This window comes from Allosphingosinicella sp. (assembly GCF_036570505.1).
GTDB lineage: Bacteria > Pseudomonadota > Alphaproteobacteria > Sphingomonadales > Sphingomonadaceae > Allosphingosinicella.
Genome location: NZ_DATCYB010000029.1, coordinates 1 through 16,516, shown reverse-complemented (window position 1 = coordinate 16,516; position 16,516 = coordinate 1). Strand labels below are relative to the sequence as shown.

General features: G+C 65.4%; 17 protein-coding genes and 1 tRNA gene. 8 read left to right on the top strand and 10 right to left on the bottom strand.

Annotation, left to right across the window (positions count from 1 at the left end; translation table 11 throughout):
- Positions 1-187 precede the first annotated feature (187 nt).
- The 5 genes from VIR62_RS02205 to VIR62_RS02185 all read left to right on the top strand — a co-directional run bounded on the left by VIR62_RS02205 (position 188) and on the right by VIR62_RS02185 (position 3,277).
- Complete coding sequence (locus VIR62_RS02205) at positions 188-598, top strand: hypothetical protein (RefSeq protein ID WP_431868313.1); 411 nt, start codon at positions 188-190, stop codon at positions 596-598.
- Positions 595-843: a hypothetical protein gene (locus tag VIR62_RS02200; RefSeq protein ID WP_431868312.1), complete on the top strand. Its 249-nt coding sequence runs from the start codon at positions 595-597 to the stop codon at positions 841-843. The genes VIR62_RS02205 and VIR62_RS02200 overlap by 4 nt, the downstream gene beginning before the upstream one ends.
- A gap of 41 nt (positions 844-884) precedes the next feature.
- The gene (locus tag VIR62_RS02195) at positions 885-2,066 is read left to right on the top strand and encodes a phage major capsid protein (protein WP_431868310.1); all 1,182 of its coding nucleotides are present in this window, start codon (positions 885-887) and stop codon (positions 2,064-2,066) included.
- 178 nt (positions 2,067-2,244) lie between these two features.
- Entirely contained in the window at positions 2,245-2,946 is a 702-nt protein-coding gene (locus VIR62_RS02190; RefSeq protein ID WP_431868308.1) for a hypothetical protein, read from the top strand.
- A gap of 64 nt (positions 2,947-3,010) precedes the next feature.
- Positions 3,011-3,277 carry a hypothetical protein gene (locus VIR62_RS02185; RefSeq protein ID WP_431868307.1) on the top strand — a complete coding sequence of 89 codons (267 nt, stop codon included), beginning with the start codon at positions 3,011-3,013 and terminating at the stop codon, positions 3,275-3,277.
- A gap of 21 nt (positions 3,278-3,298) precedes the next feature.
- Here VIR62_RS02185 and VIR62_RS02180 read toward each other — a convergent pair whose 3' ends face one another.
- From VIR62_RS02180 to VIR62_RS02170, 3 genes are all read right to left on the bottom strand, one after another.
- Positions 3,299-4,195 (bottom strand): sigma-70 family RNA polymerase sigma factor, encoded by an 897-nt coding sequence (locus VIR62_RS02180; protein WP_431868305.1) that lies wholly within the window; start codon positions 4,193-4,195, stop codon positions 3,299-3,301.
- A 7-nt stretch (positions 4,196-4,202) separates the two neighbouring features.
- Complete coding sequence (locus tag VIR62_RS02175) at positions 4,203-4,667, bottom strand: carboxymuconolactone decarboxylase family protein (protein WP_431868315.1); 465 nt, start codon at positions 4,665-4,667, stop codon at positions 4,203-4,205.
- Positions 4,668-4,765: 98 nt separating this feature from the next.
- Positions 4,766-6,379: a M28 family metallopeptidase gene (locus tag VIR62_RS02170; RefSeq protein WP_431868303.1), complete on the bottom strand. Its 1,614-nt coding sequence runs from the start codon at positions 6,377-6,379 to the stop codon at positions 4,766-4,768.
- Positions 6,380-6,502: 123 nt separating this feature from the next.
- Between VIR62_RS02170 and VIR62_RS02165 the strand changes: the two genes are divergently transcribed.
- Complete coding sequence (locus VIR62_RS02165) at positions 6,503-9,406, top strand: M16 family metallopeptidase (RefSeq protein ID WP_431868302.1); 2,904 nt, start codon at positions 6,503-6,505, stop codon at positions 9,404-9,406.
- A 25-nt stretch (positions 9,407-9,431) separates the two neighbouring features.
- Here the strand turns inward: VIR62_RS02165 and VIR62_RS02160 are convergent, their stop codons facing one another.
- The gene (locus tag VIR62_RS02160) at positions 9,432-10,505 is read right to left on the bottom strand and encodes a 5-(carboxyamino)imidazole ribonucleotide synthase (protein WP_431868300.1); all 1,074 of its coding nucleotides are present in this window, start codon (positions 10,503-10,505) and stop codon (positions 9,432-9,434) included.
- Positions 10,502-10,990 (bottom strand): 5-(carboxyamino)imidazole ribonucleotide mutase, encoded by a 489-nt coding sequence (gene purE, locus VIR62_RS02155; RefSeq protein ID WP_431868299.1) that lies wholly within the window; start codon positions 10,988-10,990, stop codon positions 10,502-10,504. Before purE ends, VIR62_RS02160 begins: the two co-directional genes overlap by 4 nt.
- A 139-nt stretch (positions 10,991-11,129) precedes the next feature.
- On the opposite strand from purE, the gene VIR62_RS02150 reads away from it, so the two are divergent.
- Complete coding sequence (locus VIR62_RS02150; protein ID WP_431868298.1) at positions 11,130-12,086, top strand: peptidylprolyl isomerase; 957 nt, start codon at positions 11,130-11,132, stop codon at positions 12,084-12,086.
- Positions 12,087-12,098: 12 nt separating this feature from the next.
- Here the strand turns inward: VIR62_RS02150 and VIR62_RS02145 are convergent, their stop codons facing one another.
- Genes VIR62_RS02145 through VIR62_RS02135 form a run of 3 tightly spaced genes read right to left on the bottom strand, consistent with a single transcriptional unit; the run spans position 12,099 to position 14,510 of the window.
- Positions 12,099-13,133 (bottom strand): succinylglutamate desuccinylase/aspartoacylase family protein, encoded by a 1,035-nt coding sequence (locus VIR62_RS02145; protein ID WP_431868296.1) that lies wholly within the window; start codon positions 13,131-13,133, stop codon positions 12,099-12,101.
- Between the two features lies 1 nt (position 13,134).
- Positions 13,135-14,040: a 30S ribosomal protein S6--L-glutamate ligase gene (gene rimK / locus VIR62_RS02140; RefSeq protein WP_431868294.1), complete on the bottom strand. Its 906-nt coding sequence runs from the start codon at positions 14,038-14,040 to the stop codon at positions 13,135-13,137.
- Entirely contained in the window at positions 14,037-14,510 is a 474-nt protein-coding gene (locus VIR62_RS02135; RefSeq protein WP_431868293.1) for an ATP-dependent zinc protease family protein, read from the bottom strand. The genes rimK and VIR62_RS02135 overlap by 4 nt, the downstream gene beginning before the upstream one ends.
- Before the next feature lie 286 nt (positions 14,511-14,796).
- On the opposite strand from VIR62_RS02135, the gene VIR62_RS02130 reads away from it, so the two are divergent.
- A complete protein-coding gene (locus tag VIR62_RS02130) occupies positions 14,797-15,423 on the top strand; it encodes an NADPH-dependent FMN reductase (protein WP_431868292.1) in 627 nt (208 codons plus the stop codon).
- A gap of 14 nt (positions 15,424-15,437) precedes the next feature.
- Here the strand turns inward: VIR62_RS02130 and VIR62_RS02125 are convergent.
- A tRNA-Pro gene (locus tag VIR62_RS02125) sits at positions 15,438-15,514 on the bottom strand.
- A 78-nt stretch (positions 15,515-15,592) separates the two neighbouring features.
- On the bottom strand, positions 15,593-16,516 hold a 924-nt coding region (locus VIR62_RS02120), incomplete at its 5' end, for an FAD-dependent oxidoreductase (protein ID WP_431868290.1).

The following is a 16,516-nucleotide window of genomic DNA, read 5'->3' as shown; positions in this document are numbered from 1 at the left end:
AGCCTCCTCATTTGAACGTCTGCCCCGGAACGCGGTCCGGTGCGCGAACCCTTGAACGCCCCGGTTAAGAGGCCCGGGCGAAGTGAGGCGGGTTGGCACCTAGCCCGCCCATTTCGCACCCGGACGGAGGGGGTTTTCGCTCCTGTGGTTGGAATCCAGCCCCCTCCGTCCACTTCGGAGCCGTGAAGTGAAGACCTACGCCGCCAAACTGCCTGGCTTACTTGCCGAAATCGAAGAGGTTGCCGGCCGGCAGCCTGCTCTCGCCATCGCTGAGGCGTATGGCGGCAGGAAAATGCACTTCCCCCTCCCACGTCGCCTGGCGAAGAACGGGGCGCTGTACGCGAACAATTGGCTCGTGATGACCGTGGGCGCGGAAACCGCGCTGGCGATAGTGAGCGCGATTTTACCGCTGGGCGGACGGGCGGAAATTCCGATGGCCCTCGAGGCTCTTGGGAAGCAAGTCGGGGCTTCGCGGCGATTTGTCCAAGACCATCATGAGACTCTCTCTATATCGGAAATGGCTACGTATCTTGGGATCACGGAGCGCCAGGTCCGGCGCCTCAAACAGCGTCTTCGCGCTCAAGGGGCGATCCGATGATCCTCCTTGAACATGACTGCGACGATCGAGATCGGATCGCCCAGGCAATGGCCGAGGCGATGGAGCGTCTCGCGATCGATATGCCGCGCATGGACGCGGCGCTCATGCTGCGCCTGGCCATCGCCTATTTCGCCGAAGTGCACGCCCGCAGCTTCGGCCACGCTGAAACAATCAAGGCTCTGCTCGCCATCGCGCGGCGTGGCCTCTGGAAGGCCAACGAAGAACTCACCGCCCCGCGAAACTGAGAACGGCTAGTCAACGGACAAACACTGAAGGACGATGGGAAATGAGTGAATATGTGAATGCGATGGTGGCTATACAGAACGCCATCGGCCAAGTCGTCGAGGATTTTGAGGGGAAAGCCGACACCAAAGGCGTCAATCGGCTTCCGTTTCCTGCTCCCAAAGGCGGCGGCGGTTCCTTCAAGAGCCGCCCCGGTGTCAAGGTTCACCATGGAGGGCACGGCGAGGTTTTCGAGCTGGCTGCCGGGACGAAGCTTGCCGATACTATTCCGTGCAAGGGGACGCCTGAAATTCCCCTGGACCGATGGTTGGCGGCGACGATGCTGGGCGATCGGTGCGAAGATAAAGCCGCCCTCGATTACGCACGCGATTCCAAGAGCATTTCGGGCAGCGCCACTGGCGTTATTTTGCCCGAAAGCTTCCAGGGCGAATGGATCGACAATCTGCGCTCCCACATGGTCCTGGAAGCGGCCGGCATGACCACGGCGACGATGACGGGCCGCACGGCCACCAGCGCGCGCGTTGTGTCCGATCCGCCCGTTGGTTGGCGCGCCGAAGGGGCGCCGTTGGCGGCCGGCGATCCTACCTTCGAACTGCGCCAGCTTGTCGCTAACTCCCTGGCCGTGCGCGTTCAGGCAACAGCCGAACTGGCCCAGGACTCGCCTAACTTCGGTAGCCAGCTCCTGGACGTGATGGGAAAGGCGCTTGCCCAGGAGATTGACCGTGTAGGCCTCATCGGCACAGGAGCGGCCAACCAACCGACCGGTATAACCAACACGGCGGGTATCAGCTCCGTCCCGGCAGTCGGAACGCCCGCCAACTATTCGCCGTTCGTGACTGGGCTCCAGAGCCTGCTGGAGGCAAACGTGGCGCTGGATCGCGCCGAGCAAAACGCCATCATGTCTCCCCGCACCTGGGGCACGCTCGAAAACCTCAAGGCAACCGACAACCAGCCGCTTATGCGGCCTCGCGCGCTCGACCGGATGGTATTCCGTCCAACCAACAGCATCCCCAACGACTTGGGCGCCGGCGTGAACGAGAGCCTGGTGATCATGGGCGATTTCAGCGATCTGGTCCTAGGGGTCCGAATGGAGGCGAGCGTGGAGGCGCTCCGGCTCCAGTCTTTCGCCGACAACCTGTTGCTCGAATTCGTCGGCTGGACCCGCGTCGATTTCATGGTGAGGCGCCCAGCCAGCTTCGTCGTACTGGAAGGTGTGACAGCCTAGGCCGAGAATGAAGGGGAGCAGCGGTGAGTAAGAAGATCTTCAGGGCCGTCGGCACGGTCGCAGGAGTTGTCGCCCTTACTGTTGCCCTCCCTGGCGTGGGTGCCGCTCTAGGTCTGTCCTTGGCGACGACGTCCAGCTTGCCGACGCGGCGTGCAAACGTCAAACCAGGAGGGCGGTCATGACGGTCCTCAACGGATGCATCCAGGGCAAGCGTGCATATATCATCACCGACACCGCTTGGTTGAAAGAGGACGGTTCTGTCGTCGCGCTCGGGTCAAAGTTCATCAAGGGCATGGCTTTCCCGTTCCTGATCGCCCTCACGGGGAATGCGAACCCGTTCACACTCCTCCAGAAGATCGAGGAGGGGCGACCGCGAAATGGCGGCGAGCTGTTGGAAGTCCTGGCAGACGCTCTCCGACAGAGTTCGGCTGCGGAGCGAGGGTTGGACGCTGGGCTGATGGTCGCAACTTGGAACAAGCGAAAGGGGCATCCGATGCTTCACTTGCTGAGCAACAGCGAGACGCATTGGCCTGGGATCGATACCGTCTTCAAACCCTTTGCGATTGAGGCTGTAATCGGCGGTGCGCTAGAGCCCGACGAGATTATGGGCCGGCCGGTTGACCTGCGTGATCCCCTCTCCTTCGACCCGCACAAGGATGGCGCCGCTCTGGTCGACAAACAGCGCAACCGGTATCAATTCGAGCATCTTGGGAAGCCGGCTTATCGTATCGGTGGCGCGGTCGAAGTCGGCACGCTCGCTCGCAGGGGAGCGAGGATCGACCAAGTGCACGAGTGGCCAGAGGATCGGATTGGCGAGTTCATCTTCCCGAGGACCCGCTACTCAAGCTCCGCCGCCGGCGCGCCCACGAGGGTGGGGTAACCACATAGCCACTACTGATCCCATCACTGCGCTGGAACGCCTGGTCGCGCGGCTCGAACGAATTGTGCCGGCGCTAGCCGCGTCGCGGGAGGGTCGGCCTCGCCGGCAGCGCTATCCCAACTTCTGGCACGATCTGCCGGTGCGCGAGGCGGTGATTGCCCGCCACCGTCAGATGACGATCGACCAAGCCGTCGCGGAAGTCACCTTGGAGTTTGGCAAGGAGCGGACGCCCAGCAGGAGCGCGGTGCATCGCACCTGGAAGCGGCTCGACCATATTCCCGGCTCTCCCCGTTTCTCCCCGCCAAATCCCGGTCAGCGCCAATCTCTATGATCCCATCTATTAGTGCCACAGTCAACGCAAAGTTCCGAATTGCCTCAGCTTTTCCGGATTGCGCACCACGTAGATCGCCATGATCCGACCGTCCTCCACCTCCAGCGCGGTCGTCTGCGGCAGGCCGTCCGGTTCGAGCGTGACGATGCCCGGCGCGGCGTTGATCATGCCGACATGCAGGACTTGCGGCAGGGCGCCGCCGCCCTTGCGCGCGAAGCCGGAGAAGAAGGCGATAATCTTGTCGCGGCCGGTGATGACGTTGAGCGCGGCCGGGCGCAGGCCGCCGCCGTCGGTATGGAGTTCGACATCGTCGGTGAGCAGCGATTTGAGCGCTTCGGCATCCCCCTCGCGCGAAGCCTTCAGGAAGGCGGTGGCGAGCCGTTCGGCCTCCTCCCCCTTCGCCCGGTACCGCGGCCGCGCGGCCCGAATGTTCTTTCGTGCGCGGGCGGCGAGCTGCCGACACGTCGCCTCATTGCGCTCCAGCGTCTCGGCCACCTCGCCATAGTCCAGGTCGAACACGTCGTGGAGCAGGAAGGCGGCGCGCTCCAAGGGCGACAGGCGTTCCAGCGCGAGCAGCATCGAGTAGCTGAGGTCGTCGGCCAGCTCGATCGCATCGCCCGGCGCCGGGCCTTCGTCCACAACCGGCTCGGGCAGCCACGGGCCGACATATTGCTCCCTTTGGGCGCGCGCCGACTTGAGGCGGTCGAGTGACAGGCGGGTCGCGATGGTGGACAGGAAGGCGCGCGGCGAGGCGACGGACTTGCGGTCCGCCGCCTGCCAGCGAAGGTAGCTGTCCTGCACGACATCCTCGGCCTCGGTGAGCGATCCCAGCATTCGATAGGCGAGGCCGAGGAGAAATTTTCTATTCGCCTCGAATATACTCGCGCTGTCGCCTGCCGGGATCGCTACCGTCGTCATGGTCTCCTCACGCTGCCGCGCGCTCGATCGTCTCGACCGGGTGGACCGCTCGGAAGCCGATCGCGATTCGGTTCCAGGTGTTTATCACGCCGATGAGGAGGGTAAGCTTCACTTTCTCCTCATCCGAGAAATGAGCGTCGAGCCGGGCATAATCCTCGTCGGGCGCATGGGTGTCGGGGACGCGGGTCAGCGCCTCGGTCCAGGCCAGGGCGGCCCGCTCGCGGTCGGAATAGAGCGGGCTCTCGCGCCAGGCATCGAGCAGATAGATGGCTTCTTCGCTTTCACCCATCTTTCGTGCCTCGGTCGTGTGCATGTGGATGCAATAGGCGCAGCCGTTGATCTGCGACGCCCGTATCTTCACGAGTTCGATCAGGCTCGGTTCGAGACCGCTCTTGTGGACGCTTTCGCTCAGCGCCAGCATCGGCTTCAGGTCGGCTGCGGCGGCAGCGAGGGGGTCGAGTCTGGGTTTCATCGTCATGTCATTCTCCGATCTGCGCTTCCCCGAAGCGGGAAGCTCGCTCTCATGACGAGCCAGCTATCCCGCCTGTGACATGATGATGGTTTTGCGCCTTACGGAGCCGTCGCCTTGCTCGCTTGCGGTGCGAACGTGTCTCCGAAGAAATCGTCCGCATACCAGCGCGGCGCCTGGTCGGCGTCGGCGATCTCGCGGGCGATGAGATAGTTGATCCGCGCGAACTTGGCGCCCGCCTGCCAGTCGAAAGGTAGGGCGATCTCGTCGTTGACGGTATGGTAGTTCGTGGAAAGGAAGTGGGTGAACTTCTCCTTCCCGCCATTCGAAAAGCCAGTCATCAGAAAGACCGACGGCACACCCTCCTGCACGAAACGGTAGTGGTCGGAACGGGTGAATAGGCCTTGCTCCGGCATCGGATCCTCGGCGAGCGCGACATCCATGCGGCCGGCGGCGCGTTCGACGATGGGGCCGAGGGTCGAGTGCTCGGCGCCGAAGGCGACGACGTCGGTGAAGTCGTAGAGCAGGACCGGCATATCGAGATTGACGACGCCGACCACCTTGCCGTCGACGACGGGATTCTTGGCGAGATATTGCGAACCCAATAGCCCATCCTCCTCCGCAGTTACCGCAGCGAACAGGATCGGGCGCTTCGGCCGCTCGGGCGACGTCGCCATCGCGCCGGCGACCTCCAGCATCGTGGCGATGCCGCTGGCATTGTCCATGGCACCGTTCATGATGCGGTCCTCGCCCTCGGCCTTGGGGCCGTCATGATCGAGATGGGCCATCAGCAGCACATATTCGTCAGCCAGGGCCGGATCGGAGCCCGGCAGGACGGCGACGACATTGGGGCTTTCCAGCATCCGCTTGGTGCTCGTGCGCTGGAACGTCACCGGTTGATTCAGCGCAAAGCCTTTGGGTTTGCCACCTTCCTTGTCCGCCTGATCCAGAACGGCCGAGAGGGACGTCTTCGCGCCAGAGAACAAGGCCTCGGCCGCCGGGGTGTTGAGCGACGCGCCTAAGCGGATGCCGGGCGCCTCGTCATAGGGCTTGCCGTCTTTCCCGATCCAGGTCAGCGACGGCTGGCCTGCATAATCCTTACGCTTTTCCCACGACACGGCCTTGAGCGAAGCGCGGGTGGGGATGCTGATGACGCCGATCGCGCCGCGTTCTTCCGCCATGCGCGCCTTCTCGGACGCGAGATGGGCGCCGAGCTCGCTCGGCGTGCCCTTGGGAAAGCCGCTCAGCATGGCGACGATCTTTCCCTTCACGTCCAGCCCGGCATAGTCGTCGAACCCGCGCGCCGGCTCATTCAGGCCGAAGCCGACGAAAACGACCTCGCCCCTCAGATCCTGGGTCGCCTCGTCGGCGCTCGGCTCGATCAGAACGTCGCCGCCGTTGACGAAAGCCTGGCCGCCGATGGTGAGTTCAGCCGGTCCATCGCCGAGCCGGCTCTCCTGAAAGGGCACCTTCTGATACCAGCTTCCGTCCGCGGCCGGGCTCAGCCCAAGCGCCGCGAAGCGGGTGGCGACATAGCGGGCGGCCAGATCGTAGCCGCGTTCGCCGGCATTGCGCCCTTCCAGAAGGTCGTCGGACAGGAAGGCGACATGGGCGCGGAAGGCATCCGCAGTGAAGGGCGGCTCCGTCCCTTGCTGGGCAATGGCCGCGGCCGAAAGGAAAAGAGCCGACACGGCGGCGAGAACTTTGAGGCGCATAAATCCCCCATGAAAGAAGAGTGGCGTGTGTTGTCCGCGACTTGGCAGCGACGCACAAGAGCGTATTGCATGAATAAATCAGATCGCTACGGTCGCCACCGAAATGAATGAGAGGACTAACCGATGCGCCGCCTGAAGCTTCCGATCGCGTTCTTCGCCGCTCTGGCGCTAGCGGCCTGCTCGACCACCGCGGCGAGCGATAACCCGGCACCGGCCGCCGTCGTGGAGACCACTAGTCCGGAGGCGCCGGCGGCGGCACCGATTGCCGAGCTCGTTCGTGCCGTAGACATTCCCTATGAGCAGTTCACCCTCGACAATGGCCTCCGGGTCGTCGTGCACGAGGATCGAAAGGCGCCGATTGTCGCGGTTTCCATCTGGTACAATGTCGGCTCGAAGGACGAGCCGCGGGGCATGACCGGCTTCGCGCATCTGTTCGAGCATCTGATGTTCAATGGCTCGGAGAATGCGCCCGGCGACTATTTCGAGCCTCTCCAGCGGATCGGCGCTACCGACCTCAACGGCACGACCTGGTTCGACCGCACCAACTATTTCCAGACCGTGCCCAGGGCGGCGCTGGAGACGGCGCTGTTCCTGGAAAGCGATCGGATGGGCCATCTCCTCGGCGCGGTGACGCAGGAGAAGCTCGATAACCAGCGCGGCGTCGTGCAGAATGAAAAGCGGCAGGGCGACAACCAGCCTTATGGTCTCGTCGAATATGCGCAGCTCGACGCGCTGTTTCCGGAGGGCCACCCCTACCGCCACTCGACGATCGGATCGATGGCCGATCTCGACGCCGCCAGCCTCGAGAATGTGAAGCAGTGGTTCCGCGATAATTACGGCCCCAACAACGCCGTCCTCGTCCTCGCCGGCGACATCGACGGTGCCGAAGCGCGGCCTCTCGTCGAGAAGTATTTCGGCGACATTCCGCGCGGGCCCGAGAATGTCCCGGCCGCGGCCGCGGTGCCGACGCTCGGCGCGCCCGTGGGGGAGATCATGAAAGATCGGGTCGCGACCACGCGTATCTACCGCAACTGGGTTGTCCCCGGCCTGCTCGATCCGGAGATGGTGCCGCTCGACATAGGCGCTTCGATCCTCGGCGGCCTCGCCAGCTCACGGCTCGACAACGAGCTCGTGCGGAAGGACCAGACGGCGGTGCGCGTCTCCGCCAATCTCCAGCCCTTCCACCGCCTCAGCCTGTTCGAGGTTCAAGTCGATGTGAAGCCCGGCGTCGATGCGGACCAGGTCGCCCAGCGGCTCGATGCCCTCATCCCCGACTTCGTCGCCAACGGTCCGAGCCAGGATGAAGTGGATCGCGCGGTAACCAGCGTGGTCGCGAACCGCATCAAGGGGCTGGAGCAGGTCGGCGGCTTCGGCGGCAAGGCCGTGGCTCTCGCCGAGGGCGCGCTCTATGCCAACGATCCCGGCTTCTACAAGAAACAGCTGGCGGGCTATGCCGAGGTGACTCCGGCCAGCGTTCAGGCGGCCCTTCAGAAATGGCTGACCCGCCCGGTCTATGCGCTCCGCGTCGTGCCGGGCGAACGCGATCCCTATCAGGAGGCGACCGCATCGAAGTCGGGCGGCGTCACGCAGCGGCCCCGCTATTATCGTGCGCCAGGGCCCAACGAACAGCCGCTGGCGCCGAAGCCGCAGAGTTACGTCCAGGTCGATCGCTCCAAGCTTCCCGAGGTGGGGCCGATCGCCGACCTCGATTTCCCCGATGTCGAGCGGACGACGCTTTCCAACGGCATCAACGTCGCCTTCGCGCGCCGCGCCGCCGTTCCCGTCGTGCTCGTCGCGATGGAGTTCGACGCCGGCTACGCAGCCGATCCGGCCGGCAAGGCGGGTTTGCAGAATCTGATGGCGTCGCTGCTCGACGAAGGGACCGCCACCATGGATTCGCGCGAGCTCGCCGAGGCGCGGGAGCGGCTGGGCGCGGGCATCGACATCGATCCCTCGCTCGACCGGACGACAGTGACGCTATCGGCGCTTGAGCCCAATCTCGCCGCCTCGCTCGACCTGATGGCGGACATCATCAAGAACCCCGCCTTCGCGCCGAGCGAGATCGAGCGCCTTCGCGCGCAGCAGCTGGCCGGGATCGCCAGCGAGTTGACCCAGCCGACGGGCATCGCGCTCCGAACGCTGCCACCGCTCCTTTATGGCGAGCAGCACCCCTATGGGACGCCCTTCACCGGCTCGGGCCATGCCAAGGCAGTCAGCGCCTTGACGCGCGAGGACATCGTCGCCGCCCATCAGCAGTGGATCCGCCCGGACAATGCCGAAATCTTCGTCGTCGGCGATACCACGCTGGCGGAGATCACGCCGCTACTCGAAGCGAATTTCGGCAACTGGACTCCGCCCGCCATGGCCAAGGGTGCGAAGACGTTCGACGAGGCTATACCGCCGCCCCAGCCCCGCATCGTCCTGGTCGACCGTCCGCAATCGCCGCAGTCGCTGATCCTGGCCGGGACAATCCTTTCGGTCGAGGGCACCGACGAGCTGGCGACCTTGCTCGCCGCCAATGACGTGCTCGGCGGAAGCTTCCTGTCGCGCCTTAATTACGATCTGCGCGAGACCAAGGGCTGGGCCTACGGCGTCCAGGGCATCGTCAACCGGGTCGAGCATCGGGTGCCCTATATCGTCTATGCGCCCGTTCAGGCCGACAAGACCGGGCCGTCCATCGCAGCGCTCCAGGAGCTGATGAAGACGTTCCTGACGTCCAAGGGCGTGACCGCTGACGAGCTGTCGCGGACGATCAACGGCAACATCCGAGAGCTCCCCGGAAGCTACGAGACGTCGGGCGACGTGCTTGGCGCGATGCAGGGAAATGCCCTCTTCGATCGGCCTGACAATTATCAGGAGACGTTGGCCAGCCGTTATCGCGCGATGAGCGCGGCCGATCTCGACAAGGCCGCACGCGCGGTGATCCGGCCAGAGGATCTCGTCTGGGTGGTGGTCGGCGACGCGGCCCAAGTCCGGCCTCAGCTCGAGGCGCTGGGTCTGGCCGTGGAAACGATGGCGCTGGAATAGTCCCGACGGCCTCAGCGGATCAGCGCTAGCGCGGACCAATCAGACGGGTGACGTGGCCCATCTTGCGGCCGGGGCGCGCCTGGCGCTTGCCGTAAAGGTGGAGATGGGCGGCCGGGTCGGAGAGGATGTCGCGCCAGCGCGTCACATCCTCTCCGATCAGATTTTGCATCGTGACTTCGGGGACAACCAGATCGGTGGCGCCGAGCGGCAGGCCGCAGATCGCGCGAACGTGATTCTCGAACTGGGAGGTAAGCGCGCCCTCGATCGACCAGTGGCCGCTATTATGGACCCGCGGCGCCATCTCGTTGAAGACAGCGCCTTCCGCCGTGGCGAAGAATTCCATCGTCAGGACACCGACATAATCGAGCGCGTCGGCGACTTTGCGGGCGAGCGCCTGCGCTTCCGCGATCGCCGGCCGAAGCGCGGGCGCCGCGGGGACGCTCGAATGGTCCAATATGCCATGGGCGTGGACATTTTCCGGCGCGTCCCAGAGCGCCGTCTCGCCCGAAGGCGCGCGGCAGAGCAGAATGGAGAATTCGGCATCGAAGCGGATGAAGCCTTCGAGTACGCACGGCGCGCCCTTCACCGCCTCCCAGGCGGCGCCGATGTCGGCCGTGTCCATGATCCGCGCCTGGCCCTTGCCGTCGTAGCCAAAGCGCCGCGTTTTGAGGATCGCGGGCGCGCCAATCCGGGCGACCGCCGCGTCGAGCTCATCGGGCGTCGATACGGCCGCATAAGGCGCAGGACGCCCGCCGAGGCGGGTGATGAAATCCTTCTCGCTCAGCCGGTCCTGGGCGATCTCCAGCGCGGCCCGGGGCGGATAGAGCGGAGCATGATCGGCGAGGGCGGAGAGCGGCCCGGCCGCGATATTCTCGAACTCGTACGTGGCGACGTCGACTTCACCGCCGAAGCGGGCGAGGGCGGCCTCATCGTCGAAGGCGCTCCGGCTGAAATATGCCGCGACTTCGGCGGCAGGGGGAGCTTTGTCGGGTGCATATATATGGCATTTGTAGCCGAGTTGCGCCGCGGCCACGGCGAGCATGCGCCCGAGCTGGCCGCCGCCGACGATCCCGATGGTGGAGCCGGTTGCAAGTGTCATTCAGGCCTGTCGGCGATGCCGTCCGTCTGGCGCCGGCGCCAGGCCTCCAGCCTTTCGGCCAGGGCGTCGTCGGCGGTCGCGAGGATCGCCGCCGCCATCAGCCCGGCATTGGCTGCGCCGGCCTTGCCGATAGCGAGCGTTCCGACCGGAATGCCGGCCGGCATCTGGACGATGGAGAGGAGGCTGTCCATGCCCGACAGAGCCTTCGATTCCACCGGCACGCCGAGCACCGGCAGGCGTGTCATCGACGCGGTCATTCCAGGCAGATGCGCCGCCCCGCCCGCGCCCGCGATGATCACCTTGAGGCCGCGGCCGGCGGCTTGCTTGGCATAGGCCGAGAGCCGGTCGGGTGTGCGGTGGGCGGAGACGATCCGCGTCTCATAGGCGACGCCCAGCGCGTCGAGGCTCTCGGCGGCATGGCGCATCGTCTCCCAGTCGGACTGGCTGCCCATGATGATACCCACGAGAGGCGCTTCGTCTGCCATGCCCCATCCTCAAGCCCCGGCGAAGCAGCACCTCTTAACCGCCGTGTCGGCGCTAGGCAATCACGCATAAGGACGTGTCCGCCCTTGACGCTGCCGCGCGACGCGGGACTTATGCGACCTTGCGAACAGGGAGCTTCACATGCGTTTCATGCCATTGGCCGCGGTGGCCGTCGCCGCCAGCCTCATCGCCTCGTGCAACCAGCCCGAAACCGGAACGCGCCATGAGGAAGTGGCGGATCAAGCGACATGGCAGCCCGCACCGGTCGACGATGCGGTCGAACCATCGGAGACGATCGAGGCCGCTCCCGACGCGGCCTGGCGCGAAGTGGCGCCGGAAAATCTCCTCCTCATGGACCTGGCCGATGGCGGCCGCGTGGCGATCGAGCTCGCGCCGGAATTCGCGCCGGCCCATGTCGCCAACATCCGCGCGCTCGCCCGCGCCGGCTGGTGGAACGGCGCCGCCATCTACCGGGTCCAGGACAATTATGTCGTGCAATGGGGCGTCAATGAAAGCGACCGTCCGTTGCCCGAGGGCGTCGTCAAGGCGCCCCCCGCCGAATATCACCGCGCGCTCGAAGGTCTCGCGGTCCGGCCGCTCGGCTTTCCCGATAGCTATGCGCCGATGGCGGGCCATGCCGGCGGCTGGCCTATCGGCTACGAGCCGGCCGGCGGGCGCGCCTGGCTCGCCCATTGCTACGGCATGGTCGGCGTCGGCCGCGACCTCTCGCCGGATACCGGCACTGGCGGCGAACTTTATGCCGTCATCGGCCATGCGCCGCGTCATCTCGACCGCAACATCGCCACCGTCGGCCGTGTCCTTTCGGGCATCGAGCATATGACCGCCCGTCCGCGCGGCACCGAGGCGCTCGGCTTCTACAAGGAGGAGGCCCAGCACATCCCGATCGCCCGCGTCACGCTTGCCGCCGATCTTCCCGAGGGGCAGCGGCCGACCTACGAAGTGATGCGTTCGGACAGCGATGCGTTCGGCGCCTACATCACGGGCCGAGCCAATCGCGGCGGCGACTTCTTCGATGTCCCGGCGGGCGGCGTCGATCTCTGCAATGCGCCAGTTCCCACGCGGACGAAAGGGACCTGACGCGAAGGCGGCCTAACGTATCTCGTCCTCGTCGAGCAGTCGTTCGGTATCGAGCTCGCGATTCAGGCGCTCGTAATGGGCGCCGAGCTGCGGGGCGTTCTCGACCCTGGCGATGTGGAACAGCGCGTCGCCCTGGTTGACGGCCGGTATGTTGGCGCGGCCGATGACGATGCCGGCGAGGCTCGCGACCACGTCCGTCTCGCTTTCGCCATAAGGGTCGGCGACGACGCCTATCCGTTCCCCGGCGTCGACATGATCGCCGATGCCCTTGAACGGGCGGAAGATGCCGCTCTCCTCGGCGCGGACCCAGCGGCTGCTGGTCGACAACGCCGGCGCGCGCCTCTTGCCGCCGCGCTTCCGGATCATGCCGAGATGCCCCATCACATGCAGCACGCCGCGTACGCCGACGCTGACCGACAGTTCGTCCACCCTGAGGCCTTCGCCGCCTTCATACACGATGACCGGCACCCCTTTTTCATGGGCCGTGCGTCTAAGCGAACTTTCGTGCGGCGTGCTGTGGACGATGATCGGCGCCCCGAACGCCTGGGCGAGCCGGAGCGCTTCCTCGTCATGGCTGTCGACCCGGATCTGCGGCAGGTTGCAGCGATGGATCGCGGCACTGTGGAGGTCAATGCCGCAATCACTCCGCGCGACCACCTCGTTGAGGAAGATATAAGCGAGCTGCGCCGCCAGCGACCCTTTGGGGCTGCCGGGGAAGCTGCGGTTGAGATCGCGGCGGTCGGGCAGGTAGCGGCTGTGGCCGATGAAGCCGAAGGCGTTGACGATCGGCACCATCAGCAGAGTGCCGCGGGTCACCGCCAACGCCTTCGAGGCGAGCAGGCGCCGGCAGATGGCGACGCCGGTCAGCTCGTCGCCGTGCAGGGCAGCGCTGACGAACAGGGTCGGCCCGTCGCGCTTGCCATGGATGACCGAGACGGGCAGCGCCATAGGCGTGCGGTTGGCCAAGGCGCTCATCGGCAGGCTTATGAGGCGCCGTTCGCCCGGCGCGACCTCATCCTCGCCAATCGTGAAGGCCCCCCGCGCCAAATCAGCCCTTTCCCTTGGTTTTCGTCTTTCCCGGCACCGCACTTGTTTCGACAAACTGGATGATCTTGCCGGCGACGTCGACCCCCGTCGCCCCCTCGACACCCTCGAGGCCTGGCGAGGAGTTCACCTCCATCACCACCGGCCCGTGGTTCGACCGCAGCATGTCGACGCCGCACACATTGAGCCCCATCGCCCTGGCCGCGCCGATCGCCGTCGCCCGCTCCTGCGGCGTGATCTTGATCGCCTTCGCCGAACCGCCCCGATGAAGATTGGAGCGGAAATCGCCCTCGCGCCCACGCCGCATCATCGAGGCAACGACCTTGTCGCCGACGACGAGGCAGCGGATGTCCTCGCCATTGGCCTCCTCGATATATTCCTGGACGAGGATGTTGGTGTTCACGCCGCCGAACGCCTGAATGATGCTTTCGGCGGCCTTGGGCGTTTCGCCGAGCACGACGCCGATGCCCTGCGTCCCCTCCAAGAGCTTGATCACCACCGGCGCGCCGCCGGCGAGCTTGACGATATCCTCCGGGTTGGAAGTCTTGTGCGCGAAGACCGTGATCGGAAGGCCGATGCCCTTGCGCGACAGCAATTGCAGGCTGCGCAGCTTGTCGCGCGAGCGGGCGATCGCCACCGATTCGTTGACGCAATAGACCCGCATCATCTCGAACTGACGCACCACCGCGGTGCCGAAGAAGGTGACCGAAGCGCCGATGCGGGGAATGACGGCGTCATAGCCGCTGAGGACGCGGCCCTGATAATGGACCTTGGGCCGGTGTGAGGCGATGTCGATGGTGCAGCGAAGATGGTCGATCGTGTCGATCTCGTGTCCCCGCGCCCGCGCCGCGTCGATGATGCGCTGGTGGGAATAAAGGTGCGGGCTCCGGCAGAGCAGGGCGATCTTCATAAGGACGCTTGTTCCAGGCTTTCGATGACGGTCGGATGACGCTCCGACTGGCGGAAGGAGCGGCCGGGGTCGATGAGGAAACGCCGCCGAATCGCCTCGCGGCCCAGCAGCATGCGAAAGCCCATCACGTCGCGCGAGGCGAGCGTCAATTCGATCGGCCAGTCGGTCGCGCCGAGCCGTGCCATCGTCTCGATCACGATCCGCTTTTCCGACTCGCCATTGGAGCTCGTGACCCAGCGCTCGTCCTTGATCGGCGCGACGGCGACGATTTCGGGCCTGGCATGGCGCTGGATCGGATGGAGCAGGAATTCGACCCAGGGCGCGCCGCCGTCATGGAAGCGCCGGGTGCCGAAGCTGTGGATCGAGGAGGTGCGGGCGCCGCTGTCGATCTTGGCCTTGATCGGCAGGCCGAGCAGCTCCGGGAGCTCCACCCATTCGCGCCATCCGATTACCGGTCGCTCGCGCTTCACGGCCGCTCCCTCATGAGGTGCCTTAGCCTTATCAGGTGAGGCGACATATTGGAAAGCGGCTGGCGGCGGACCATCGTGGGGTCGGGTCCGCCGCCGCCGGCCAGGACCAGCGTCAGCCCGGCGGGACAAGGCGATAGCTGAATCTCCTTTCTCCGCGCCTGTCGCCGCGCCTGCGGTTGGTATTCCCGGGGCCGATGTTGTCGCGCCGAGGCGATGTGCGGAACGTCGCCGCAACTTTTTCCGGCAGCGGTCATTGGAAGGGGTGCGGCTCGAAAGGACACCCACCATGACCAGGCACAAGACCGCCATCGTCGTCGGCAGCCTTCGCAGGGACAGCATCAACCGCAAGGTCGCGCGCTCGATTTGCGCATTCGCATCGGAAACGCTCGACAGCGGCATTGTCGAGATCGGCAATCTGCCGCTTTACAGCCAGGACTATGATGCGGACCCGCCCGAAGAATATGGGCGCTTTCGCGAGCGGATCGCGGCCGCCGACGGCATCTTGTTCTGCACGCCCGAATATAATCGCGGCGTTCCGGGCGTCCTGAAGAACGCCATCGATGTCGGGTCACGGCCTTACGGCAAGAGCGTCTGGGACAAGAAGCCGGCGGCGATCATCAGTGCTTCGCCGGGGAGCATCGGTGGATTCGGCGCCAATCACCAGTTGCGCCAGTCCTGCGTCTTTTTGAACATGCCGGTGATGCAGCAGCCCGAGGCCTATCTTAGCCATGTCACGGACGACAAGTTCGACGCCGATGGATGTTTGCGCGATGGACCCTTGAAGGAACTGGTCCTGAATCTCGCCACGGCGTTCGTCGATTGGGTCGACCTCATCGTGCGGTCTCGCCGGCTTCTGGCCGAGGATGCCGCCCATGCCGAAAAGGACAAGAAGTACGCCCTCTTGAGTTCATGAAGCCCAGGCGAAAATGGTCGGGGAGAGAGGATTCGAACCTCCGGCCCCTGCCTCCCGAAGACAGTGCTCTACCAGGCTGAGCTACTCCCCGACCGGTGCGTCTGGCCGAAGCCAACCGGGAGACAGGTGGCGGGTCTATAGGGAGCGGCGGTGGCGAGCGCAAGCGGGCTTATGCCGACCCTCGCGCGCCCAGCAGGTCGGCGATGGCGGTGAATTTTTCGCGGGGGCTGCCCTCTCGCGCCCGGGCGACTTCGGCCGCCTCGATCTTCTGCCAGTCGCGGAAGGTGACGATGTCGACGCCGCGGCTTTCGAGAAGCGCGTCGAGCCCGGGCCGCCCTTCCTTGCGGCCGGACTCGTCGCTCAGATCCGCCTTGATCCGTTCGGCCACCTCATAGCCGTCGGGCCGGTTGGTGCCAATCGTGCCGGTCGGCCCCCGTCGCGCCCAGCCGACGCAATAGAGTCCCTGGCCGATCACGCCGCCCGAATTGGCGAAGCGGCCGCGGCCATGCTCGTAGGGCACGCCCTCGATCGGCGGCGTCGTGTAGCCGATGCAGCTCACCACCAGGCCGCAGTCGATCGCATAGGTCTCGCCCGTGCCGACCGAGCGGAGATCGTCCGTCAGCCGCGTCTTCTCGACGATCACACGCTCGACCTTGCCGTCGCCCTCGATGGCGACGGGCATGGCGAAGAAGTCGAAATCGATGGTCTTCGATTTGCGGGCGTTCGCTGCAGCGAATTCGCGAAGGTAAGTAACCGACTTTCGCATGCCAGGCTCGAGCAGCGCGTCGTCGCCTTCGGGCGGGAAATCCGCGATGTCGACATGCGGCGCGGCGGCTTCGAGATGGCCAAGCTCGCCCAGCTCCTTGGGCGTCATCGCGATCTGGTGGGGACCGCGTCGCCCGAGCACATGGATGTCGCGGATCGCCGAATTGCCCAGTGCCTCGAAGGCGTGGCCGACGATGTCGGAGCCGATGAATTCGGCCGGCGTCTTCGACAGGATACGCGCCACGTCGAGCGCGACATTGCCGTTGCCGATCACGACGGCCGCCTCGACGTCCAGCGGCGGATCGAGATCGGCGAATTCGGGGTGGCC